General features: G+C 65.5%; 20 protein-coding genes. 16 read left to right on the forward strand and 4 right to left on the reverse strand.

The features are described from left to right. The first annotated feature begins 66 nt into the window (after positions 1-66). From spaK to BR71_RS18205, 15 genes are all read left to right on the forward strand, one after another. Positions 67-474 (forward strand): SPI-1 type III secretion system chaperone SpaK, encoded by a 408-nt coding sequence (gene spaK, locus BR71_RS18125; protein ID WP_019103512.1) that lies wholly within the window; start codon positions 67-69, stop codon positions 472-474. Beyond that, the gene (sctN, locus tag BR71_RS18130; RefSeq protein WP_043640878.1) at positions 471-1,760 is read left to right on the forward strand and encodes a type III secretion system ATPase SctN; all 1,290 of its coding nucleotides are present in this window, start codon (positions 471-473) and stop codon (positions 1,758-1,760) included. The genes spaK and sctN overlap by 4 nt, the downstream gene beginning before the upstream one ends. Continuing rightward, positions 1,744-2,196: a hypothetical protein gene (locus tag BR71_RS18135; protein WP_043640881.1), complete on the forward strand. Its 453-nt coding sequence runs from the start codon at positions 1,744-1,746 to the stop codon at positions 2,194-2,196. The genes sctN and BR71_RS18135 overlap by 17 nt, the downstream gene beginning before the upstream one ends. Beyond that, entirely contained in the window at positions 2,184-3,260 is a 1,077-nt protein-coding gene (locus BR71_RS23090) for a SpaN/EivJ family type III secretion system needle length determinant (RefSeq protein WP_052370799.1), read from the forward strand. Before BR71_RS18135 ends, BR71_RS23090 begins: the two co-directional genes overlap by 13 nt. Next, positions 3,260-4,153 carry a YscQ/HrcQ family type III secretion apparatus protein gene (locus tag BR71_RS18145; protein WP_052370800.1) on the forward strand — a complete coding sequence of 298 codons (894 nt, stop codon included), beginning with the start codon at positions 3,260-3,262 and terminating at the stop codon, positions 4,151-4,153. Before BR71_RS23090 ends, BR71_RS18145 begins: the two co-directional genes overlap by 1 nt. Further along, a complete protein-coding gene (locus BR71_RS18150) occupies positions 4,143-4,802 on the forward strand; it encodes an EscR/YscR/HrcR family type III secretion system export apparatus protein (protein WP_043589695.1) in 660 nt (219 codons plus the stop codon). Before BR71_RS18145 ends, BR71_RS18150 begins: the two co-directional genes overlap by 11 nt. A 317-nt stretch (positions 4,803-5,119) precedes the next feature. After that, a complete protein-coding gene (locus BR71_RS18155; RefSeq protein ID WP_019104573.1) occupies positions 5,120-5,380 on the forward strand; it encodes an EscS/YscS/HrcS family type III secretion system export apparatus protein in 261 nt (86 codons plus the stop codon). A gap of 5 nt (positions 5,381-5,385) precedes the next feature. After that, positions 5,386-6,162, forward strand: a complete 777-nt coding sequence (gene sctT / locus BR71_RS18160) for a type III secretion system export apparatus subunit SctT (RefSeq protein ID WP_043640888.1) — start codon at positions 5,386-5,388, stop codon at positions 6,160-6,162. A gap of 1 nt (position 6,163) precedes the next feature. Next, on the forward strand, positions 6,164-7,315 hold the full coding sequence (locus BR71_RS18165; protein WP_081862729.1) for an EscU/YscU/HrcU family type III secretion system export apparatus switch protein: 1,152 nt from the start codon (positions 6,164-6,166) through the stop codon (positions 7,313-7,315). A gap of 269 nt (positions 7,316-7,584) precedes the next feature. After that, positions 7,585-8,088, forward strand: a complete 504-nt coding sequence (gene sicA, locus BR71_RS18170) for a type III secretion system translocator chaperone SicA (protein ID WP_043640891.1) — start codon at positions 7,585-7,587, stop codon at positions 8,086-8,088. Next, the gene (sctE, locus tag BR71_RS18175) at positions 8,085-9,839 is read left to right on the forward strand and encodes a type III secretion system translocon subunit SseC family protein (protein ID WP_052370802.1); all 1,755 of its coding nucleotides are present in this window, start codon (positions 8,085-8,087) and stop codon (positions 9,837-9,839) included. Before sicA ends, sctE begins: the two co-directional genes overlap by 4 nt. A 16-nt stretch (positions 9,840-9,855) precedes the next feature. Beyond that, a complete protein-coding gene (locus BR71_RS18180) occupies positions 9,856-11,115 on the forward strand; it encodes an IpaC/SipC family type III secretion system effector (RefSeq protein WP_043640893.1) in 1,260 nt (419 codons plus the stop codon). 140 nt (positions 11,116-11,255) lie between these two features. Then, on the forward strand, positions 11,256-12,449 hold the full coding sequence (sctA, locus tag BR71_RS18185) for a type III secretion system needle tip protein SctA (RefSeq protein ID WP_052370804.1): 1,194 nt from the start codon (positions 11,256-11,258) through the stop codon (positions 12,447-12,449). 129 nt (positions 12,450-12,578) lie between these two features. Beyond that, positions 12,579-15,257: a hypothetical protein gene (locus BR71_RS23095; RefSeq protein ID WP_052370806.1), complete on the forward strand. Its 2,679-nt coding sequence runs from the start codon at positions 12,579-12,581 to the stop codon at positions 15,255-15,257. Then, a complete protein-coding gene (locus tag BR71_RS18205) occupies positions 15,254-15,550 on the forward strand; it encodes an acyl carrier protein (protein ID WP_146176054.1) in 297 nt (98 codons plus the stop codon). Before BR71_RS23095 ends, BR71_RS18205 begins: the two co-directional genes overlap by 4 nt. Here the strand turns inward: BR71_RS18205 and BR71_RS18210 are convergent. The 3 genes from BR71_RS18210 to BR71_RS18220 all read right to left on the reverse strand — a co-directional run bounded on the left by BR71_RS18210 (position 15,502) and on the right by BR71_RS18220 (position 20,148). Then, entirely contained in the window at positions 15,502-17,865 is a 2,364-nt protein-coding gene (locus BR71_RS18210; protein WP_052370808.1) for an ATP-binding protein, read from the reverse strand. The two genes, BR71_RS18205 and BR71_RS18210, sit on opposite strands and share 49 nt — an antisense overlap. A 4-nt stretch (positions 17,866-17,869) precedes the next feature. After that, the gene (locus BR71_RS18215) at positions 17,870-18,562 is read right to left on the reverse strand and encodes a response regulator (RefSeq protein WP_043640909.1); all 693 of its coding nucleotides are present in this window, start codon (positions 18,560-18,562) and stop codon (positions 17,870-17,872) included. 572 nt (positions 18,563-19,134) lie between these two features. Further along, complete coding sequence (locus tag BR71_RS18220) at positions 19,135-20,148, reverse strand: zinc-binding alcohol dehydrogenase family protein (protein WP_043640911.1); 1,014 nt, start codon at positions 20,146-20,148, stop codon at positions 19,135-19,137. 124 nt (positions 20,149-20,272) lie between these two features. Between BR71_RS18220 and BR71_RS18225 the strand changes: the two genes are divergently transcribed. Then, positions 20,273-21,178: a LysR family transcriptional regulator gene (locus BR71_RS18225; protein ID WP_043640914.1), complete on the forward strand. Its 906-nt coding sequence runs from the start codon at positions 20,273-20,275 to the stop codon at positions 21,176-21,178. Between the two features lie 120 nt (positions 21,179-21,298). Here the strand turns inward: BR71_RS18225 and BR71_RS24510 are convergent. Further along, a partial coding sequence (locus BR71_RS24510; RefSeq protein WP_043640917.1) for a hypothetical protein occupies positions 21,299-21,523 on the reverse strand: 225 nt, incomplete at its 5' end.

Genomic DNA, 21,523 nt, shown 5'->3' on the forward strand with positions numbered 1-21,523 from the left:
TTAGAACCGATAGCGCGACAAACGTATCGGTTTTAAAGGGGACTGGAATCAAAAAGGAATCCGCCTATGTTCGCCATCGATATTGCCCAACTGGTCCGCTCCGCGTTGGAAGAGAGCGGCTGCGATCCCGCCCTGCTGGGCGAATTGGACAGCCATTCCACCATCGCGCTGGACTTGCACGACCTGCCCAGCATCCATGTCAGCGCCCAGGACGGCGAGGTGTGGCTGTGGTCGCGGGTGGGCGAGCACAACGAGGCGGTGTTGGCCCAGCGCGCCGCCCAGCTCTTGCAGGACCTGATGCAGGGCTGCCATTTCGCCCGCGGCGGTCAACTGCAACTGGCCGCCAATGAGGGTTATCTGGAACTGAAGGCGATGGCGCACCCGGATTATCTGGCCGACGGCAAGCGCTTCTCCGAGGCGCTGAACGGCTTCTTCGACGCGCTGGAGCGCTTCAGCGAGTCGCTGCTGCGATGAAAGCGCCGCGCCTGCTGCGCCGGCTGGCGTATCCGCAACGCCTGTCCGGCCCCATTCTGGAAGCCGCGCTGCCCGAGGTGGCGATAGGCGAGCTGTGCGACATCCGCCGCAGCTGGCAAGACCGCGACGTGGTGGCCCGCGCCCAGGTGGTGGGCTTTCAAGGCCCGCGCGCGGTGCTCAGCCTGATCGGCAACGCGCGCGGCCTGTCGCGCGAGGCAGTGTTGCAGCCCACCGGCCGCGCCTTGGCCGCCTGGATCGGCGAATCGGCGCTGGGCGCGGTGCTGGACCCCACCGGCCGCATCGTTGAGCGCTTCGCGCCCGAGGCCGGCGTGGGCGGCGAGGAGCGCGGCATCGATGCCGACCCGCCGCCGTACTCTCGGCGCGTGGGCATACGCGAGCCGCTGGCTACCGGGGTGCGCGCCATCGACGGCCTGCTGACCTGCGGCGTGGGCCAGCGCGTCGGCATCTTCGCCTCCGCCGGCTGCGGCAAGACCATGCTGATGCACATGCTGATCGAGCAGAGCGACGCTGACGTTTTCGTCATCGGCCTGATCGGCGAGCGCGGCCGCGAAGTGACGGAGTTCGCCGAATCGCTGCGGGCCTCGCCCAAGCGCGATCGCTGCGCGCTGGTGTTCGCCACCTCGGACTTCTCCTCGGTGGACCGCTGCAACGCGGCGCTGCTGGCCACCACGGTGGCCGAGTACTTCCGCGATCAGGGCAAGAAAGTGGTGCTCTTCGTCGACTCCATGACCCGCTACGCCCGCGCGCTGCGCGACGTGGCGCTGGCCGCGGGAGAACCGCCGGCTCGGCGAGGCTACCCGGCCTCGGTGTTCGACAGCCTGCCGCGGCTGCTGGAGCGCCCCGGCGCCACCCGCGGCGGCAGCATTACCGCCTTCTACACCGTGCTGCTGGAAAGCGACGACGAGCCGGACCCGATGGCGGACGAGATCCGCTCCATTCTGGACGGCCACATCTATCTGAGCCGCAAGCTGGCCGGCCAGGGCCATTACCCGGCCATCGACGTGCTCAAGAGCGCCAGCCGCGTGGCCGGCCAGGTGTGCGACAGCGGCCATCTAGAGGCGGCCTCGGCGCTGCGCGCCTTGATGGCGCGGCTGGAGGAGCTGCAAGTCTTCATCGACCTGGGCGAATACCGCCCGGGCGAGAACGCGGACAACGACCGCGCGATGAACGCCCGCGACGCGCTGCGCCGCTGGCTGCGCCAGCCGGTGGACGAGGGCGCGGGGTTCGCCGACACCCTGCGCAGCCTGCATGAGCTTGTTGCCTAAGCTGGGCGCGCTGCTGCGCCGTTGTCAGGCGGCGCAATCGCGTTGCGAGGCCGAGCTGGTTCAGCTGGCGCGCCAGGACGGCGCGTTGGCGGCGGAGCAAGAGGCGCTGGCTTCGCAGGGCCAGGGCCTGCGCCAATTGCTGCTGGCGCAACGGCCGGCCGGGGCGATGAGCCGCGGCCAGCTCTTCGCGTTGCAGCGCAAGCAGGCGGTGCTCCGCCGCCAGTTGCAAAACCTGGACCTGCAAAGCGGACAGTTGGAGGAGCAGCGCCAAGGCCTGGCCGGCCGGCGCGAGGAACAACAGGCTTTGCGCCGGCAATGGCTGCGCAAGGAAGACAAATATCAACGCTGGGCCAAGTTGCAGCGCCGTCAGGAACGCATGCGGCGTTTGCGGCTGGACGAGGCCGAGCAGGAAGAGAGGACGATATGGAAGCGATGACGCCCATTCCCGCGCCGAGCGCGGACACCCGGCCGGCCACCGCGGCCGACGCGGACGGCGCCGCCGAGGCCTTTGCCCGCGAAGCCCAAAGACAGCGGCGAGACGCCGCCGATCCGGACCGCGACGGCGAGGACGTGGCCGGCGAACGCGAGCAAGACCGCTCCCGCCTGCCGGCAGGAACCTTGTGGCAACCGCCGCTGCCGCCGCAGTGGAATGCGGCGCGATTGAACGCCGGCGGCCGCCGCGCGGCGGAGGCCGCTTTGTCGGCGCCGGGCAAACGGGGGCAGGCGCCTTTGGGCGACGGAGAACGTCCGTCCGCCGATGCCCGCGGCAAGACCGCCGCGGGGCCGCAGGGCCTGCGCGCCGCGGCGGCGCTGGCAGCTGAGCACGCCGCCAGCCTGACGCCGGCGGCCGACGCGCCGGTCAAAGTCGGGGCGCAGACGCTGGGGGCGCTGTTCAAGGCCGAGCCGGCGCCGCGCAAAACCGAGCACGCGCCGGCCAAGGGCGAGGCCGCGCTGCCTGGGGCCGCCGCGCGCGTAGAAGCGTCTATCGCCATGTCCACGGCTACGCCGACGCCGCATGGACGGAGCGCGCCGAAAGCAGACGCCGCCGCGCCGGCTCCCGCGCCGACGCCGGCCGTCACGCGCGAAGGCGGCGAGGCGCGCAAGAACGAGACCGCGCCGGCGGTCGCCGCGCCGGTTGCGCCGCAGCAGGCCCAAGCGTCCGCGCCGGCGACGCCGCCGCGCGATACCGCGCCGCCGGCGCGGCCGCGCCAGGACCCGACCCCGGCTCAGGCACAAACGACCTTGTCCGCGGCCAGTGCGCCGGAACCGGCCCAGCCGGGCCTGACCTACCGCTTCCAGCGCTGGGGCGGCGAACACGCGGTGAACGTGCAAAGTCAGCCCGGCGGTGTGCTCAGCCTGCAGCCATCGGACAGCCTGGTGCAACAGCGTTTGGGCGAGCAATGGCAGTCCGGCAACCCGCAGCAATGGCAGATGGCCCGCGACGACGGCCGCGAGCAGGGGCAGCAGCAGCCGCAGCGGGATGAGGAGGAGGACGCCTGATGCTGGCGCTCAGACAAATCGACGCGCGCGAGCGCGCTTTGCAGCGCGCCGCCGCGGCCTGGAGGCGCCAGGGTTGGGACGCCACGCTGGAAACGCCGCCGCGCGGCGGCTTGTGGTTGTCGGTGGCCGACGCCGAACAGCGCTGGCAGGGCTGGTTGCAACCGCGCGCCTGGCTGGAGAGCGCCGCGCCGGAACTCGCGCGGCTGGCGCTGTCCGCCGGCGTGGAGGCGCAGGCGGCGCAATGGCTGGCGGCGGCGGAACGGCCGTTGACGCCGCCGATGCCGGAGCTGGCCTATCAGCGCTTGAGCCTGGGCGAAGCGGGGCCGGGCGACGCTTTGCCGCGCCAGGCCCTGCTGCGGGTGATGTGCGCGGAGGGGCCGCTGTGGCTGGAGCGCGCGCCGGCGTTCGAGGCGGGAGACGCGCTGGACCCGGCGCCGTTGCTGAGCTGGCCGCTGCGCTTCGTCATCGGCGACAGCCGCCTCAGCCTGGGTCTGCTGCGGGGGGTGGCGCGCGGCGACGTGCTGCTGATCCGCGAGCAGACGGCGGCGGTGCGCTGCCACGACCGCGCGCTGGGCACTTATCAATCGTACGAGGAAGGAATCGTCATGGAATGGGATGAATCGCAACAGGCGACGGAGCAGGAAGCGCCGGCGCGAGACATGGGGCAGCTGCCGGTGGAACTGGAGTTCGTGCTGCATCGCGGACGGGTGACGCTGGCAGAGTTGCAGGACTTGTGTCGTGGCCAGTTGTTGAACCTGCCGGCGGATGTTGAGCGGCGGGTGGAAGTGCGCGCCAACGGCGCGCTGCTGGGACGCGGGGAACTGGTGCAGCTGGCCGGTCATCTGGGGGTGGAAGTGACGGAGTGGCTGGGCGGAGCCGCCGATGTCGAATGATATTTCGCTGATCGCGCTGCTGGCTTTCGCCACGCTGCTGCCTTTCCTGATCGCTTCCGGCACTTGCTTCATCAAGTTCTCCATCGTGTTTGTGATGGTGCGCAATGCATTGGGTTTGCAGCAGGTGCCGTCCAATATGACGCTCAACGGCATCGCGCTGATGCTGTCGATGTTCGTGATGCTGCCGATCGCTCAGCAGGCCTACAGCCATTACCAGGAAGAACAGGTCAGCTTCAACAGCGTGGAGTCGGTGAGCAACTTCGTTGAGAACGGTCTGGACGGCTATCGCGGCTATTTGCAGAAGTATTCCGATCCGGAACTGGTGAGCTTCTTTGAAAAAGCCCAGGCGCAGCGCACCGAACGCGAAACCGGCAATGCGGCCGAGGACGAACAGCCGTCCATTTTCGCCTTGCTGCCGGCCTACGCGCTCAGCGAGATCAAGAGCGCGTTCAAGATCGGCTTTTATCTCTACCTGCCCTTCGTGGTGGTGGATTTGGTGATCTCCAGCATCTTGCTGGCGCTGGGGATGATGATGATGAGCCCGGTGACGATATCGGTGCCGATCAAGCTGGTGCTGTTCGTGGCGCTGGATGGCTGGACTTTGTTGTCGAAGGGACTGGTGTTGCAGTACCTGGACCTGGCGACGTAATGGGCGGCAAAACCGCCAATGCTGCGTTGCGCCTCCTTGCCGTGCTAGATGCACTGTCTGCGTCGGCGCGCCTTGCCTTGGCCGCTGCGCGCGGTTTTGCCGCCCATTACCTAGACCTGGTGATTGTATGAATGAAAAACCGCCGATGCTGCGTTGCGCCTCCTTGTCGTACGACGGCTACTGCCTGCGTCGGCGCGCCTTGCCTCGGCCGCTGCGCTCGGTTTTGCTTCCTGAGTCTTGGAGAGCTGAATGGCTTTAATGGCGCGGGCGGAGTGCCGCGCTGTCCATGCCGCCCGCCTCAATTTTGGAGTTTTGCTATGAATGATCTGGTGTTCGCCGGCAACAAGGCGCTGTATCTGGTGCTGCTGATGTCGGCCTGGCCCATCATCGTCGCCACCGCCATCGGCCTGCTGGTGGGCCTGTTCCAGACCGTGACCCAGTTGCAGGAACAGACGCTGCCCTTCGGCATCAAGTTGTTCGGCGTCAGCCTGTGTCTGTTCCTGCTGTCCGGCTGGTACGGCGAAACCCTGCTCGGCTTTGGCCGGGAGGTGATGCGCATGGCGCTGGCCCGAGGCTGAGACGGATGCAGTTTGGCCTGTTCTTCGAAATCCACGGCTGGGTGGCCTCGGCCGCGCTCGGTTTCGCCCGCGTGGCGCCGGTGTTTTTCATCTTGCCCTTCCTGAACAGCAATGTGCTCAGCGGCGTGGTGCGCACCTCGGCCACCATGCTGGTGGCGCTGGGGCTGTGGCCGCATCCGGTGGAGGCGCTGCCGGCCTTTCAGGCGCTGCCCTTCCTCGCGATGATCGCGCGGGAGGCCGCGGTGGGCCTGCTGCTGGGCTGCCTGCTGGCCTGGCCGTTCTGGGTATTCCACGCTCTGGGCAGCATCATAGACAACCAGCGCGGCGCCACCTTGAGCAGCAGCATAGACCCGGCCAACGGGGTGGACACTTCGGAATTGGCCAATATGTTCAATCTGTTCGCCGCCGCGGTTTATCTGCAAGGCGGCGGCATGAGCCTGATGCTGGACTTGTTCCGTCAGAGCTATCAGCTGTGCGACCCGCTGGGCGTTTGCACGCCGGCGCTGCAGCCGACGCTAAGCCTGCTCAATCAGGTGATCAGCAAGGCGGTGGTGCTGGCCAGTCCGGTGGTGGCGGCCTTGCTGTTGTCCGAGGTGGTGTTGGGCCTGCTGTCGCGTTTCGCACCGCAGATGAACGCCTTCGCGGTGTCGCTGACGGTGAAGAGCGCGGTGGCGCTGTTGATCATGCTGATGTATTTCGGCCCGGTGTTGCCTGATACGGTGACACGGCTGGCCTTCCCGCCGGAAGCGCTGCCCGGCTGGCTGAGCGCGCCGGTGCGTTGAGATGTCGAACAAAACCGAACAGCCCACGCGCAAGCGCTTGCAGGACGCGGCCAAGAAAGGCCAGTCCTTCAAGAGTCGAGACCTGGTGGTGGCCTGCCTGACCCTGTGCGGCGTCGCCTATCTGGTGTCCTTCGGCTCGCTGGTGGAGCTGATGGGCGCTTTCCGCCAGGTGATCGCCGGCGGCTTTCAGCAGGACATGCAGGGCTATGCCCAGGCGGTGGCCTGGCTGGGCATCAAGCTCTTGCTGCCCATCTTTCTGCTGTGCATCGTCGCCTCCGCCTTGCCGTCTCTGCTGCAAAGCGGCTTCGTGCTGGCCAGCGAGGCCTTGAAGCTCAATCTGGAAGCCTTGAATCCGGTCAACGGCTTCAAGAAGTTGTTCAGCCTGCGCACGGTGAAGGAGGCGGTGAAGGCGCTGTTGTACTTGACCAGTTTCGTGGTGGCGGTGCTGGTGCTGTGGCACAAGCACAAGGCGCTGCTGTTCGCCCAGCTCAACGGCGATCCGATAGGCATGGCGGCGATCTGGCGCGAACTGCTGCTGGCGCTGGTGTTGACCTGCCTGGGCTGCATCGTGGCGGTGCTGGTGCTGGACGCGATCGCCGAGTACTTCCTGTTCATGAAGGACATGAAGATGGACAAGCAGGAGGTCAAGCGCGAGATGAAGGAGCAGGAGGGCAACCCGGAGATCAAGTCTCGCCGCCGCGAGGCGCATATGGAGATCCTGTCCGAGCAGGTGAAGTCCGACATCGAAAACTCGCGCTTGATCGTGGCCAACCCCACCCATATCGCCGTCGGCATCTATTTCAAACCCGAACTGCTGCCCATCCCCTTCATCTCGGTGATGGAGACCAATCAGCGCGCGCTGGCGGTACGGGCCTACGCGGAGAAGGTGGGCGTGCCGGTGGTGCGCGACATCCCGCTGGCGCGGCGCATTTTCGCCAGCCATCGCCGCTATTCCCTGGTCAGCCTGGACGAGGTGGAGGAAGTGCTGCGCTTGCTGATGTGGTTGGAGCAGGTGGAAAACGCCGGAGCGGAGGCGTCTCCGGAGCCGCCGCAGGCGGAGCAGGGGACGGGCGCGAGCGCCGCCGGCTCTGCTGTGGATAAATCCGCCGGCACGCCCGCTTCTGTGGATAAGCGGGATGGTCAGGAGGGCTGAGCGCATTCACGTCCTCAAAACGCGCGGGACCGTGAACAGGCCCTCGCCTGGCTAAGCCAGCCTCTTCCCTGGCCGCTGCGGTCCCAAAGCCGGCAGGACCGTATTGAACAAGCCCGGATATCCGATGCGCCCCCGCCATGAGCGATTCCTGAATGTTTCCCCTCGTCGGCCGCTGTTAAATGACAGCGGCGACGGTCATTTCACACCCAAGACAACCGTCGTCTCTAGCCAGCTCTGCCGGGCTGGTGACAGCGATTAGGAGATGTTTGATGAACCCTGAAGACAATGTCAGCGACGACCGCCTGGCAGAGATGGTCTGGGAAGCGGTAAGCGCAGGCGCCACCCTGAAAGACGTGCACGGCATTCCGCCGGACATGATGGAAGGTCTGTACGCCCACGCTTACGATTTTTACAACAAGGGAAGGCTCGACGAAGCGGAAACCTTCTTCCGCTTCCTATGCATCTACGACTTCTACAACCCCGACTACATCATGGGGCTGGCCGCCGTGTGCCAGCTCAAGAAACAGTTCCAGAAGGCCGCCGATCTGTACGCGGTGGCTTTCGCCCTGAGTAAGAACGACTACCGGCCGGTGTTTTTCACCGGACAGTGCCAGTTGTTCATGCGCAAGGCGGCCAAGGCCAGGCAATGTTTCGAGCTGGTGTGCGAGCAAAGCGACGACGAGTCGCTGCGCGCCAAGGCCCAAGTGTATCTGGACAGTTTGCAGGAGACGGAGGCCGAGCAATCCCGTCAGCAGGAAAAGGAGCAAGCATGAGCGGTAACACTATCGGTCAAGGCTTCAATCTTGGCAGTGCCGAGCTGGCGAAAGCGCTTTCGGGCAATACCCAGGCGAGCGAGAAATTCGTCGACGCCGCGCAGAAGTCTGCGCAAGCGCTGTTCACGATGCGCGTCAGCGATGACGCCGGTGCCGCCAAGCCGCGCGGCGACCTGAACACGCCGCCGCTGACCCAGCCCACGGCCAAGGCCAAGGAAGAACTGGACGGCGCGGGCAAGCTGACGCTGCTGCTGGGACAGTTGATGTCCTTGCTGGGCAACGTTTCGCTATCGCAGCTGGAAAGCCGCATCGCCACCTGGCGCGCAATGATGGACGCGCAAGCGGCGATGGGCCAGAAGCTGTCGGACGAATTGCAGCAGGCGATAGGCGAGGCGGAACAAGCCACCGAAGCCTACCAGACGGCGCTGGGCGATTTGAAAACGGCCAAAGAAACGTTGGAAGCGGCCAAGCAGAAACTGGCCCAGGCCCAGGCCAAGCTGGATGGCCTGACACCGGAAGACGCCGGCTACCAGCAGGCGCTGGCGGCGCGCGATCAGGCCGCCAACGAGGCGCAGGCCGCCAAGCTCAAGGCCGACAAGGCGGAACAGGCCGCCACCGACGCGCACAATCTGGCCAAGGACAAGACCGCCAAGGCCGACTCGCTGTTGACCCAGGCTCAGGGGCTCAATACCAAGGGCGGCGCGGTGCAGCAAGGCGCGGAAGACCACCTGACCGGCGTGGCCAAGCTGACCATGCTGATGGCGATGTTCGTCGAGATGGTGGGCAAGAACAGCGAAGAAAGCCTGAAAAACGATCTGGCATTGTTCCAGGCCATGCAGGAAGGCCGCCAGAAGGAAATGGACAAGAAATCCGCCGAGTACCAGGAAGAAGTGCGCAAGGCGGAAGAACTCAATCGCACCATGGGGTGCATTGGCAAGATTCTAGGCGCGGTGCTGACGGTGGTCAGCGTCGTGGCCGCAGTATTTACCGGCGGCGCCAGCCTGGCGCTGGCCGCGGTGGGCCTCGCGCTGATGGTGGCGGACGAGGTGGTCAAGGCCACTACCGGCGAATCCTTCATGGAAAAGGCCATGAAGCCGATCATGGACGCCGTCATGACGATGCTGAAGCCTCTGATGGACCTGGTGGGCAAGATCGTCAGTGAAACGCTCAAGGCATTCGGCGTGGATAAAAACCTTGCGGATACCATCGGCTCCATCGCCGGCATGATTTACGCCGCGGTTGCCATGGTCTTTGCGGTGGTGGCGATCTCCATGGTGGGCAAGGGCGTCGCTAGCAAGCTGGGCGGCGCGCTGAGCAAGATGATGGGCGATTCGATGCGAAAGATGGTGCCCACCCTGCTCAAGGAGATGGCCAAGAACGGCAGCAAGGTGTTGACCCAAGGCTTCCAGCGCCTGGCCAACAGCCTGGGCCTGCCCAAGGACGCCGCGGCCAAGCAGCTGATGGCCAACACCCTCAACCGCGTGGTGGTGGGCGGGGAAGTGGCGCAAGCCGCCACCCAGGCCGGCGGCAATGTGGCGCAGGGCGTGTTCATGAAGAACGCCAGCGACATGTTGGCGGACTTCACGCTGGCGCGCGCCGCGATGGAGCAGATCGAACAATGGCTGAAGCAGGCGGTGGAAGTCTTCGCCAGCACCCAGAAAGTCACCCAGGACCTGACCACGATGATGTCTTCCGCGCTGCAGCAGAATGCTGAGGCCGGCCGCTTCGTGCTGCGTCAGAGTCACGCTTGAGTTAGGAGAGAATATTATGGCAACCATTATTGGCAGTGTTTCCACCCACAATCCGTTTCCGGCGGCGCTTGAATCCGGCGCGGCTGAAAAATCCTCCGTCGCCAAGTCCTTGGTGGACATCAAGGACATCCTGCCCATCCTGAACAGCGCCGGCCGCGACGGCAAGGCGCTGGCCGAAGTGATGAGCGGCCCGCAACTGCGCCCGCCGTCCGCCGAGGTGAGCAAGCAAGTGACCGACGCGCTGAAGAGCTATTTGAGCGAAAAAGCCCAGGACCCGGCTTTTGTTCAGGACCTGGGTGCTGTGTATCGGAAGGTTGAGTCCGGCGTCAGCAAGCTGGTGGACGACAAGGTCAAGGAGCAGGCGGAGCAGGGCAAGCCCTTCGACATCAGCGGCATGGCGCCCAACGGCGCGGCCTTGATGGTGGCCGCCATTGTGCTGATGTCGGCGCTGCGTACCGCCGACAACACGCTGAGCAGCAAGCTGTCGCTGGTGGGCTTCGACGCCACCAAGGCCACCGCCGCCTCCATGGTGCGCGAGGGCGTGGCCAATCTGTCCAGCAGTGTTGTCCAGAGCGTCGGTCAGATGGCCATTACCGGCGTGGGCGCCAAGAAGAGCCTGAGCGGCATCAACGCCGAGCGAGGCGCGTTGAAGAACAACGCGCCCAAGCTGGCCAAGCTGGGCGATGAGGGCCGCAACATCCAGTCCACGCTGGGCCGCCAGAACACCGTCAAGCTGGGCACCGACGCCGACGGCCTGAAGCAGGTGGGCCTGAAACCGCAGCAGCCTGGCGCGGCCAAGCCGGGCGCGGGCGAGTTGAACGCGCAGTCCAACGCCGCCGGCAGCGTGGCGGACGGCATGGCCGGCGACAAGATCGGCCTGCAGTCCAGCAACCAGCGTTTGGCCAAGGAGCATGAAACCGCGCTGCGCAGCGCCGGCGAGAACTTGTCTGTGAAGGGACAGGCGGAACAGCTGGCCATGGACGACACCAAGCTCAAGGCCCAGGCCAAGCAAACCACAGGCAAGGCGATCATGGACAGCTCGTCCGCGGCCAGCAATATTGCCGGAGGTTCCGGCCGCTATGCCGCCACGCTGGAGCAGTCCGAGCAGCAGATCAGCCAGGCTTCCAGCCGCGTGGCCAACACGGCCTCCGAGGAAACCCGCGAGAGCAGCCGCAAATCCGACAGCTTCATCCAGGAGCTGCTGCGCACCTTGGACAACATCAGCCAGTCCAAGAACGCCGCCATGGGCGCGGTGGCCGGCAACATTCGCGCTTGATCCGCTAGCCCGGAACCGGACGGGACCATCCCAGGCTCCGTCCGCCGACCCGGCCATCCCGGTCGGGTCGGCCTTCCATACCATTCATCCCGCCAGCGCCTGGGCGCCTGCCTCGGCGCTGGCCATGCAGGGGAATCCCCATGAACGGCATTCAAACCACTCTTTCCACGCCGCTGACGCGGCCACAGCTTGCTGAAACCCCGGCCGCCGCGCCGCGCGCCGATGTCGCCGGCGTTGCCGTCGAAACCCGCGCCGCCGCGGCGCAAGGACCGGAGCTGTCCGCGCTCAATACCGCCCAGGGCAAGGCCGACGCGCTGCGCCAAGCTAACGAAACCGTCCGTCGTGTCGTGGAAGGGCAGACCGCCTATGAAAGCAAGCTGGCGGATCAGCGCTGGCAGGCGGCGATTGCCAAAGACAAGAGCGAGCCCCCTCCGCCGGCCGAGCGCGTGGCATTCCAGCGCGGTGCCTTGACGCGGGCGCTGGACCAGGCTCGCGACACGCAGACCCTGACGACTCAGCAGCTCAGCGGCAGCTTGAATAGCGTGGCGCAGAGCGGCTACGTGATGTCCGCCGAGCAAAAGTCGAAGTTGCAGGCCGATATCGCCGACACGCTGGCCGATGCTCCGCCGACGGCGCGCGAGTTTGCCGCGCCGATGCTGTTCTCGGCGCCAGGCGCGACCGGCGACGTGATTTCCGACCGCGAACTGTGGGAAATGATCGGCGACTCCATCGGCAATATCAAGGACGGCTACCTGGGCGTGTATGAGAACGTGGTGGGCAAATACATCGAGTTCTACCAAGAGTTCAGCGACATCCTATCCCAGATGGCGGGTTGGATCTCATCCAACGACAAGGGCGACAAAGTCACCCTGAGCGTGGGTGAACTGTACGACGCGCTGAAGCAATTGAAGGCGAAATACGAGAACACGGAGTTGTTTGCCAGCACCGCCGATACGCCAGAGAAGGCCAAGGAAGAAGCGGAAAAATGGGCCGCGGAACTGGGCTTGCCCAAGGAGTGTGTGAAGGAACAACCCAAGGGTTCAGGCAGGTACGTGGTGGTTATCGACACCGGTCCGGTGCAGAAAATGATGACGGCGCTGGAAGGGCTGGCGGGCGGCGTGCCGGCGAAAGACAAAAAGGTGGAAATGGACAACGCCAAGTTCCAGTCCTGGCAGTCCGGCTTCAAGGCGCAGGAGGAAAACCTGAAGAACACCCTGCAAACGCTGACCCAGAAATACAGCAACGCCAACTCGCTGTTCGACAATCTTGTCAAGGTGCTCAGCAGCACCATCAGTAGTTGCACGGAAACCGCCAAGTCCTTCCTGCAAGGCTAAGAGCGGCAGACAAAACTCCCGCGATGCCGCGCGCCGATTTGCCGTACGACGGCTACCGTCGGCGCGCCTTGCCTCAGCCGTAAAACCGACTTCTGTTAGCCGCTCTATAAGGCTAAGGAGAACCACATCATGCCCATTACCGGAGCATCCCCTCTACTGACCCGCTCGCTGTCCATGCCGGCGGACGCGTCGCGGCGGCCGGCCACCCCGCTCTCGGAGCGTTTCAGCGGCGGGCGCAGCAGCGCCGCCACGCCGGCGCGTCGCCACTCGGTGAGCGATCCGGCCAGTTTCAAGGCCCAGCATACCCGCGACAGCGTGGCGGCCTTGTTCGCCGCCTCGACGGACGCCAAGGCGCTGGACAAGCTCTACCTGGCTTCGCCCAATGTCTACGCCAAATTGGAAATCGAGGAGTTCGCCAAGGTTTACGCGCAGCTTAAGCAGCAGCCGGATCTCAGTCCGCAGGACGCAAAGTCCCTGGACGATCTGGCGCAGCAATACACCGCCCGAATCCTGAAAGACGGCCTGGGCGCCAAATCCGCCTTCGGCCCGTGGACCCAGAGCACCAATAAGCAATACCAGCTGCGCAATCAGCTGGAGCACAAGCTGGCGCTATTGGCGCACCAGCATTGCGGCGGCGACACCATGAAGCTGGGCAACGACTTCATGCAGCGCGAGGTCAGCACCTTCATCCTGTCCTATGTCGAAACCCAACTGGGGCGTTCACTGGATGCAGCCACCGGCGAGCAAGTGATGGAACTGGTGGACAGTGCGGCGAAGCTGGCCTTCGACGCGCTGCGTCAGAGCCGCGGCGAGATGCTGGGACTGAGCGGCACGAGCCTGGGACGGCAGGCGCGCGACCTCGACACCGTGGCGATTCTGCCGCAGCTGCTGCGCAGCGTGCTGGCGGGGCTGGGGCAGGAGACGCCGCCGCGAGCGACGCCGGATCTTCCCGACGCGCCCAAGGGGCCGGACGCTCCCAAGCCCGATCCCTCCGCCGCGCCGGCGGGCGGGCCCAATATCACCATCAATGTCGGTGGCATCAACATCGATAACAGCGTGAATATCACGGGTAGCGGCAATACCTCGGATAGCGGCAACAGCAGCCGCAGCCAGCGCCCCGCCCGTGTAGGGCGAGATCCAAACAGGCTGGTGCAACGTTTGAATCTGAAGATGCATCAGCAGCAGCAAGGCGCTCAGCGTGGGTCGGAGAGCGGCGATGAGCAGACCCGCCGCGCGGCCGCCTCTGGCGATGGCGCAGGGCGTTCGTTCCGCTCCATGGAGACGCAAACGGAGGCAACCGGCGGTCGCGATGGAACGTCGCGTACGACCGAAGTGCAAACGCCGGTGACGGATCTGGACACCTCGCGCATCACCGTCAGCTCGACGGATGCCGAGCGCGTGGTGATCCCCGCGGATGCGTCCACGCAGGCTGACGACACCGCCGCCGCTTCCCCGCTGTCTTTCAAGCTTTGGCGCAGCAGTCTCCCCGAGGTGGTGTTGAAGTCCGTCATTTACCAGTCCGATGCCAACAAGGCGGCCGGCGCGTTGGCGCAGGACATCCGCACCGCCATGCTGCTGGACAGCCGCAGCGAACTGGACCGCGTCCCCCTGGTACAGGCGCGAGATGCTTTTTTACCCAAGCCCGGCTCAAGCGAGGACGAAAAACTTTATGGTGCGGCCATGTCGGAAACAGCGTGGCAGCATTTGCGGCAGGGACTGGAACAGCACCCGCAGCAGGCGCAGCTGCGCGGCCAGATCCTGAAAACAGCGCGCTTGACCAGCATCGGCAAGTTCGAGGGCGACAAGGACTGCGTGATCCGGCGCTTGCTGAACTGGGCGTCCGTCCAGGCGCCGGCGGCCGGCCAAGCGACCACTGGCGCCGGCCAGCGCGTGGAAGGGGCGTTGCGGAGAGATCCCTTCAATGTCCAGAATCTGTCCAGCCAGCCGGTAGCCCATGCGGCCACGGCGCAACGCAGCCAGCCGCTGACGGCGCCGACGCGGACGGATACCCCGCCGGTCCAGGCCGATGGCGGCGTGGAACCGGCGCGCGCAGAACCCAAGGCGATGGATCTGCGCAGGCAAGCCTTCCTGCAAGGGATGCTGAACGGTGCCACCGCCGCGCCAGCGGCCCAAGAAGTGGAGCGGCTTCAGTCCGCAAGACCTGATCTGGAAGCGGCGGAGCCGACCACGGAGTATTTCTCGCCGGTGATTATGAACGAATCGACGGTCAAAGTGGCCGAGCTGAGGAAGAACAAGGGCTTGGAGCAATTGTCCGTCAACACATCCTTGATGGATGGACTGAGCGGGGCCTCGAAGCCCGCGGATAGCGTGCCGGCCGAGCTGACCTCGATGCGTTTCCAGCCAGTGACCATGAGCAAGCTAGGTGTCAAAGTGGCCGAGCTGCGTCGGAACAAGGCCTTGGATCAGCTGTCCGCCAGCCAGGCCTTGATGGATGGATTGCGCTCAGCCTTGAAGCCTGTGGACGACACTCCGATTGAGACGCAACAGAGCTGGGGAAGCCTACTGGTTGAAGCCTTGTCGGAAGGCGCTTTGAAGCAACAGGCCGCCCTGCCGGAGACTTTGAGGCAAGCGTTGAGCACGCATCCGCAGCGCCTGGTATTGGCGGAGTTCGCCCAGCGGTTACGAGACCAGACGAATCTGTGTCCGTCTGTTGCAGGGGGGCCTTATCCCTTGGTGGGGGCTTTGTTGGAGGGGCTGGGCGTTAGTGCCAAAGCGCCGTCCCGTGTTATCACTACCGTGGATGGCAAGTATTTTGATGTCAGCGGTGTGAAGGGGGCGGCGCAGTGAGCCCCAAACTTGAGCAACAAGTGGTGGCGGTAATGGCCTGTTGCCTGTCGGTGGAGGAGTCCAAGCTGCAGCCGCAGGCGTTGCTGGTGGATGAGTTGTACGCGGACTCGATGGAGCTGCTGGACATGGTGTTGCTGTTGAACGACGCGTTCGGCATCGAGATCGGCGTCGACGACATCGTCGACATCAAGACCGTGGCCCATGTCTGCCAGGTGGTGGAGCGGCAGCTGGCGCGCCGCGTCGCTCAGTCGCCGCTAGGCTCCGCTTGCGGCAGCGCGGCCTCCAGCGCCTGAAGCAGATCCCGCAGCCGGGCGGAGTCCGGCTGCGGCAGGCGCAGCGCGGTTTGCATTTCCGCCGCCAGGGCGGGCAAGCGCGGTAGGCCGGCGCTGAGGGCCACCCCGTGCAGGCGGTGCGCGTAGTGTTCCGCCTGCGCCCAGTCCCGCGCCTGCAAGGCCTGGCGCAGCGCGGCGGTGTCGGCGTCGCAGCTTTGGCTTAGCAATTGCGTCAGCTCGCCGTCGGGCGGGGCCGGCGCGGCGGGCTGCGGGCCGGGGCGGTGGTCCAGCCACAGCGTCATGATCTGTTCCAGCTGGGCCAGCCGCAGCGGCTTCGTCAGGCAGCTGTCTATGCCGCTGTCCAGACACCGCTGCTGGTGTTCTATGCCGGTGGTGGCCGAGATGGCGATGATGGGCAGATAGGGCTGCCACTGCAGCGCCGGGTGGCGGCGCAGCCGCAGCGCCAGTTGATAGCCGCTGATGCCGGGCAGGTTGCAGTCCAGCAGCGCCATCGCAAAGCGCTGGCCCTGATCCAGCAAGGCCAGCGCGGCGGCGCCGTTGTCCGCCGTCACCGCGCGGTAGCCCAGCTGCAACAACTGCTGGGCGATGATGAAACGGTTGGCCGGCTGGTCCTCCACCACCAGGATGGGGTCGCAGGCTTCCTTGAGCGCCGCCGGCGCGCTGACGGCGTCCGGCTCTGCGTCCGCGACGGCTTCTGCCGGCGCATGGCGCACCGGCAGCCACAGCGTGACCGTGGTACCGAGCTCCGGCTGGCTGTCCAACGCGATGCGGCCGGACATCAACTCAACCAGTTGCCGGCAAATCAGCAAGCCCAGCCCGGTGCCTCCGTAACGCTGCTGGGTGTTGTCCGCCTGCGCGTATTCTTGAAACAAGCGGGCCTGCTGTTCCGGCGCGATGCCGATGCCGGTGTCGCTGACCTGGATGCACAGCAGCGCCCGTTCCTTTTCTATTTCCTGTAGTTCCAGCCGCAGGCTCACCTCGCCCTGACGCGTGAACTTGACCGCGTTGCTGAGCAGATTGCTCAGAATCTGGCGCAGGCGCACCGGGTCCACCACTAGCAGGCGGCCGCACAGGCCCAACATTTTCAGCTCTAGCTCCAGCCCCTTCTTTTCCGCGCAGGCGCGATAGATCGCCGCCACGCCGCTGGCCAGCGCCGCCGCGTCGGTGGCCAGCGGCTCCAGGCGCAGCCGCCGGGCGTTGAGCTTGGACACGTCCAGCACATTGTCCAACAGCTCCAGTAAATTCACCGCCGAGGCGTTGGCCAGCGCCGCCAGCTCGCGTTCGCGCGGCGGAAGTTCTGCCTGGCGCAGCAGCTCCACCGAGGCCAGCACCGCGTTCATCGGCGTGCGGATTTCATGGCTCATTACCGCCAGAAAGGTGGATTTCTCCGCCTCGCTGCGTTGGGCGGCGCGGCGGGCGGTGTGGGCGCGCTGAGCGAACACCAACAGCAAGAGCAGGACTAGGCCGACGCCGGCCAGCTCCAGCGCGTAGTAGCGGGCGATGGAGTGCCAGGAGGGCGCGCCGTAATCGGTGGTTTGCAACCAGTCTTCCAGCATGTGCTCGGTGTCGTCCGCGGTTAGCTGCGCCAGCGAATTATTGATGATGGACAGCAGCTGCGGGTGGTCCTTGTTAACGGCCATCGACACCAGTCTGGGCATTTCGCTGACGCTGCCGGCAATGCGCAGCGAGCCGTAATAGCGGCGGCGGATCATGGACTGCATTACCGCGTCCAGCCCCACCGCGGCGTAGGCCTTGCCGTCCGCCACCGCGTCCAGCGCCGCCAGCGGCGTGGGCGTGGCCACAATGTTCACGGCGGGAAAATTCTCGCGCAGGAAGTATTCGTAAGGGTCGCCGCTTTCCACCGCGATGGTCTTGTTGGACAGCTTGGTGGTGCTGAACACGATGGGCTTGTCCGGCTGGGTGACCAGCACGGTGCTGCCGGAAAAATAAGGATCGCTGAAGCGTATGCGCCGTCCCGCTTCCGGCGGGATCAAGCCGGAGGACAGCGCGGTGAGCAGATCGATGCGGCCGCTCAGCATCATGTCCACCGCTTGCTGGCGGTTGGCCACCGGCACCAGCTCGAAGCGCAGGCCGCTGATATCGGAAATGCGGCTCAGATAAGCCTGGGTCAGGCCGCGGTGCTTGCCGTCCTCCAGGTATTCGATAGGCCAGCCGTGAGGGTCTATCGCGTAACGCACCACCGGGTGCTTGGCCAGCCAGGCGCGCTCCGCCTTATTGAGCCCGGCGCGGCAGAAGCCGGCGGGTAAGCAGAACGCCAACAGCAGACAGGAGAAGAGCAAGAGGCGCGCGCGCATGGCTTTAGTGGCTGGCCAGCCGGCTTTGCAGTTTGAACAGTTCGTTGTCGCTGCGCAGGCCCAGCTTTTTCAGCGCCGATTGCTTCTGGTTGCTGATGGTTTTGATGCTGCGGGAGAACTTGACGGCGATGTCGCTGACCGTCATGCCGTCCAGACAGCAGCGCAGCACCTCGCGCTCGCGCGGGGACAGTTCCGGGTGATCCAGCAGGCTGCGCAGCATGGCTTTCTGCGGCGCCGGCAGGTTGGCGCAGCTCTCGTCCAGCGCGGCGCTCATGTCCGGGCTCAGATAGCCGTGGCCGTCGGCCAGCAGGCGGATGGCCGCCACTAGCTCGTCCAGGCTCTGTTCCTTGCCGATGAAACCGTGCGCGCCGCAGCGCAGCGCCAGCGCCACCGTGGCCGGGGTGTAATAGGCCGACATCACCAGGATGCGCACTCGGGCGAAGCGCCGGCGCAGCCCGCGGATCAGGCTGAAGCCGTCGATGTCGCCGGGGCTGAGCGCGTAGTCGGTGACCACGACGTCGACGCCGTCGTGCTGTTTCAGATGCTGGATCAGCGGCGCGCTGCTGGTGAACTGTCCAGCCACGTTCAGGTCGGTTTCATTGGCCAGGCGGCCGGCCAGGCTGTTCAGCACCATCAGGTGATCATCCAGCAACGTGATCTGTATCGGCTGGCTCCGCAATGATTTGGCATCAGGCATATGAGTATCCCAACAGATGGCGGCGCGGCTGCGCCTTGCGCCATGGTTATGTCTCTGAACCTGTGTACTCTGTTGCGCGGGCGGCGGCTCCGGTTTCGCTCCGGCATCAGGCTTGGTATAGGCCATTACGCAAAGGTTTGGCGGCTTGGAACGCGTGCGCCGCGGGTCTGGCCGGTTGAGGAAACTGAGGGTGGAATGGCGGGACGGGCCAGGCGCTGCGGCGCGGCCGTCGTTGCCTGCGGCGGGGCCGGAGGCGAAGGCGTGCGCATTCGTGATCTCGTTCCCCGGATTGTTAAAGACGGCCAGCAGGCCATTATTCCGTGCCCGCTGCGCCTTGTGAAGCGATTTCGATGCATGCCGGCGGCGTTTAGCGCGCCGGCATGGAGTCGGCGGCGAGAGCCGCCGCCGGAGTGAGGGGGGATGCGCTGATTAGAACGTGTTCACGATCTCGCGAGCTAAGGCGAGACAAGGCGAAAACCGCTGAGAAAGCGGAATGGTCGAGTGGTACATGAGCATTTCGAAGCGGTTTTTAACGCGGTATCACCGAAGCGCAGCAGACTTTGAACAGGTTCTTAGAAACCCGAGAGCACGATCTTGCCCTTGGCCCGGTTGCTCTCCAGCAAGGCGTGGGCGCGCTTCAGGTTGGCGGCGTCGATGCGGCCGAAGCGCTCGGCCACCGTGCTGCGGATCAGGCTGGCGTCCACCAGCTCGGCCAGCCGGTTCAAGAGCAGATGTTGTTGAATCTGGTCGTCGGTGCCAAACAGCGAACGGGTGTACATGAACTCCCAATGCAGCGACACGCTCTTGCGCTTCAGCTCGCGCACGTCCAGCGCCGTCGGGTCGTCAATCAGCGCCAGCTTGCCTTGCGGCGCGATGGCGGCGGCGATCTCCTTGAAGTGGGCGTCTGTCTGATTCAGGCTGGCCACGTAATCCACCTGGGCATAACCGATGCGCTTGAGCTCCTCGCTCAGCGGGAGACGGTGGTCGATCACATGGTGAGCGCCCAGCTCTTTGACCCAAGCCTGGGTTTCCGGCCGCGAGGCGGTGCCGATCACGGTCAGACCGGTCAACTGGCGAGCCAACTGAACCAGGATGGAGCCGACGCCGCCGGCCGCGCCCACCACCAGCAAACTCCGGCCGCTGGGCGCGCGGTTGTCCAGCACTTGCAGCCGGTCGAACAACAGCTCCCAGGCGGTGATGGCGGTCAGCGGCAAGGCGGCGGCCTGCTCGAAGTCCAGGCTGTGGGGCATGCGACCGACGATGCGCTCGTCCACCGCGTGTAGCTCGCTGTTGGCGCCGGGACGGTGCAGCGCGCCGGCGTACCATACCTTGTCGCCGGGTTGGAACAGGCTGACCTTGCCGCCCACCGAGCGCACCACGCCGGCGGCATCCCAGCCCAGCACCTTGGCTTGGCCGGCCTCCGGCGCCGCGCCGGCGCGGACCTTGGCGTCCACCGGATTGACCGAGATGGCCTTAACCTCCACCAGCAGATCATGCTCACCGATGACGGGCTCGGGCAACTGCACGTCCCGCAGTGATTCCGGATGCTCGATAGGCAGGTTCTGGTAATAAGCGACGGCTTTCATATTCGTATTCTCCATAGTGCGGGGGCCGATAGGGCCCAGTGTTGATGGAGTGGATGTTATTCCTGTTTTTACGGGCGAAAAGCCGGCTAAAATTCGATTCAGTTTCAAAAAAATTTTGATAATCATGGTCCGTTTCGAAGATTTGCAGGTATTCGTCCGCGCCGCGGACAACGGCAGCCTGTCCGCCGCGGCGCGTCAGCTGGACCTGAGCCCGGCGGTGGCCAGCGCGGCGCTGAAGCGGCTGGAAAAAACCGTGGGCGCGCAATTGCTGGCGCGTTCCACCCGCAGTCTGCGGCTGACGCTGGCCGGAGAGCGCTATCTGGCCCATGCGCGCGCGGCGCTGGAGGCGGTGGAAGCCGGCGGCCAGGCGCTGGCCTTGCAGCGGCAGGCGCTGAGCGGGGAATTGTCGCTGTCCATGCCGTCGGACCTGGGGCGCAGCCGGCTGCGCGGCTGGCTGGACGCTTTCCTTGAGCGGCACGCCGGCTTGCGCCTGCAATTGCGGATCAGCGACAGGGTGGCGGATTTGTACCGGCAGCCGGTGGACGTGGCCTTGCGCTACGGCGTGCCGGAGGATTCCAGCCTGGTGGCTTTGCCGCTGGCGCCGGACAACCGCCGGGTGTTGTGCGCATCGCCGGACTACCTGGCGCGCCACGGCCGGCCGCAGTCGCCGCAGGAACTACGCCGCCATCAATGCCTGCGCTTGGTGTTGGGCTCTGCGCTGCACGAGCGTTGGAGTTTCAGCCAGGGCCAACAGCGGGAGCTGGTGACGGTGGACGGCCGCAGACAGAGCGACGACGGCGAAGTGGTGAGGCGTTGGGCGCTGGAGGGGTTGGGGATTGCCTATAAATCGCGGCTGGACGCGCTGGACGACTTGCGCGCCGGCCGTCTGCTGCCTTTGCTGGAGGACTGGCAGACCGAGGCCGCGCCGCTGTGCTTGGTGATTCCGCATCGCCTGATGCTGTCGCCGGCGGTGGCGGCGCTGCGCGAGCATTTGCAGGCTTGCTTGCAGGATTACCTGGCTGCGCCTTGAGCGTTGGTTTTCGGTGAGGGAGCGCAGCGATACCCACGCGGAAACGCGATGGGACCGATGCTTGGACCTTGGCGGCGGGGTTTGGTGGGTCTCGCCTGAGGCTCCACCCACCAGCTTAGGTCAGCGATTGCGCAGGCGGATGCGACGGAAGCGTGCTTCCAGGCTGAGCCGTTGTCCCAGCGCCAGATAGAGCTGGTGTTGGCTATCGACATGGCGGTAGACCCTGACCCGGTCGGCACCCAACAGCATCATGATTTCCAGATAGTTGAAGAAACCCATCCACTGGCCGCGTCCGTCGCGGTCGTCAAAATCGATGTCGCGCGCCACGCGGCTGAGCAGGCCTTT

Origin of the sequence: Chromobacterium haemolyticum DSM 19808 (assembly GCF_000711885.1) — a bacterium.
Taxonomy (GTDB): Bacteria; Pseudomonadota; Gammaproteobacteria; order Burkholderiales; family Chromobacteriaceae; genus Chromobacterium; species Chromobacterium haemolyticum.

Coding starts and splice junctions, on each gene's coding strand:
- spaK (WP_019103512.1), top strand. CDS start 67: ATGTTCGCCATCGATATTGCCCAACTGGTCCGCTCCGCGTTGGAAGAG.
- sctN (WP_043640878.1), top strand. CDS start 471: ATGAAAGCGCCGCGCCTGCTGCGCCGGCTGGCGTATCCGCAACGCCTG.
- BR71_RS18135 (WP_043640881.1), top strand. CDS start 1,744: ATGAGCTTGTTGCCTAAGCTGGGCGCGCTGCTGCGCCGTTGTCAGGCG.
- BR71_RS23090 (WP_052370799.1), top strand. CDS start 2,184: ATGGAAGCGATGACGCCCATTCCCGCGCCGAGCGCGGACACCCGGCCG.
- BR71_RS18145 (WP_052370800.1), top strand. CDS start 3,260: ATGCTGGCGCTCAGACAAATCGACGCGCGCGAGCGCGCTTTGCAGCGC.
- BR71_RS18150 (WP_043589695.1), top strand. CDS start 4,143: ATGTCGAATGATATTTCGCTGATCGCGCTGCTGGCTTTCGCCACGCTG.
- BR71_RS18155 (WP_019104573.1), top strand. CDS start 5,120: ATGAATGATCTGGTGTTCGCCGGCAACAAGGCGCTGTATCTGGTGCTG.
- sctT (WP_043640888.1), top strand. CDS start 5,386: ATGCAGTTTGGCCTGTTCTTCGAAATCCACGGCTGGGTGGCCTCGGCC.
- BR71_RS18165 (WP_081862729.1), top strand. CDS start 6,164: ATGTCGAACAAAACCGAACAGCCCACGCGCAAGCGCTTGCAGGACGCG.
- sicA (WP_043640891.1), top strand. CDS start 7,585: ATGAACCCTGAAGACAATGTCAGCGACGACCGCCTGGCAGAGATGGTC.
- sctE (WP_052370802.1), top strand. CDS start 8,085: ATGAGCGGTAACACTATCGGTCAAGGCTTCAATCTTGGCAGTGCCGAG.
- BR71_RS18180 (WP_043640893.1), top strand. CDS start 9,856: ATGGCAACCATTATTGGCAGTGTTTCCACCCACAATCCGTTTCCGGCG.
- sctA (WP_052370804.1), top strand. CDS start 11,256: ATGAACGGCATTCAAACCACTCTTTCCACGCCGCTGACGCGGCCACAG.
- BR71_RS23095 (WP_052370806.1), top strand. CDS start 12,579: ATGCCCATTACCGGAGCATCCCCTCTACTGACCCGCTCGCTGTCCATG.
- BR71_RS18210 (WP_052370808.1), bottom strand. CDS start 17,865: ATGCGCGCGCGCCTCTTGCTCTTCTCCTGTCTGCTGTTGGCGTTCTGC.
- BR71_RS18215 (WP_043640909.1), bottom strand. CDS start 18,562: ATGCCTGATGCCAAATCATTGCGGAGCCAGCCGATACAGATCACGTTG.
- BR71_RS18220 (WP_043640911.1), bottom strand. CDS start 20,148: ATGAAAGCCGTCGCTTATTACCAGAACCTGCCTATCGAGCATCCGGAA.
- BR71_RS18225 (WP_043640914.1), top strand. CDS start 20,273: ATGGTCCGTTTCGAAGATTTGCAGGTATTCGTCCGCGCCGCGGACAAC.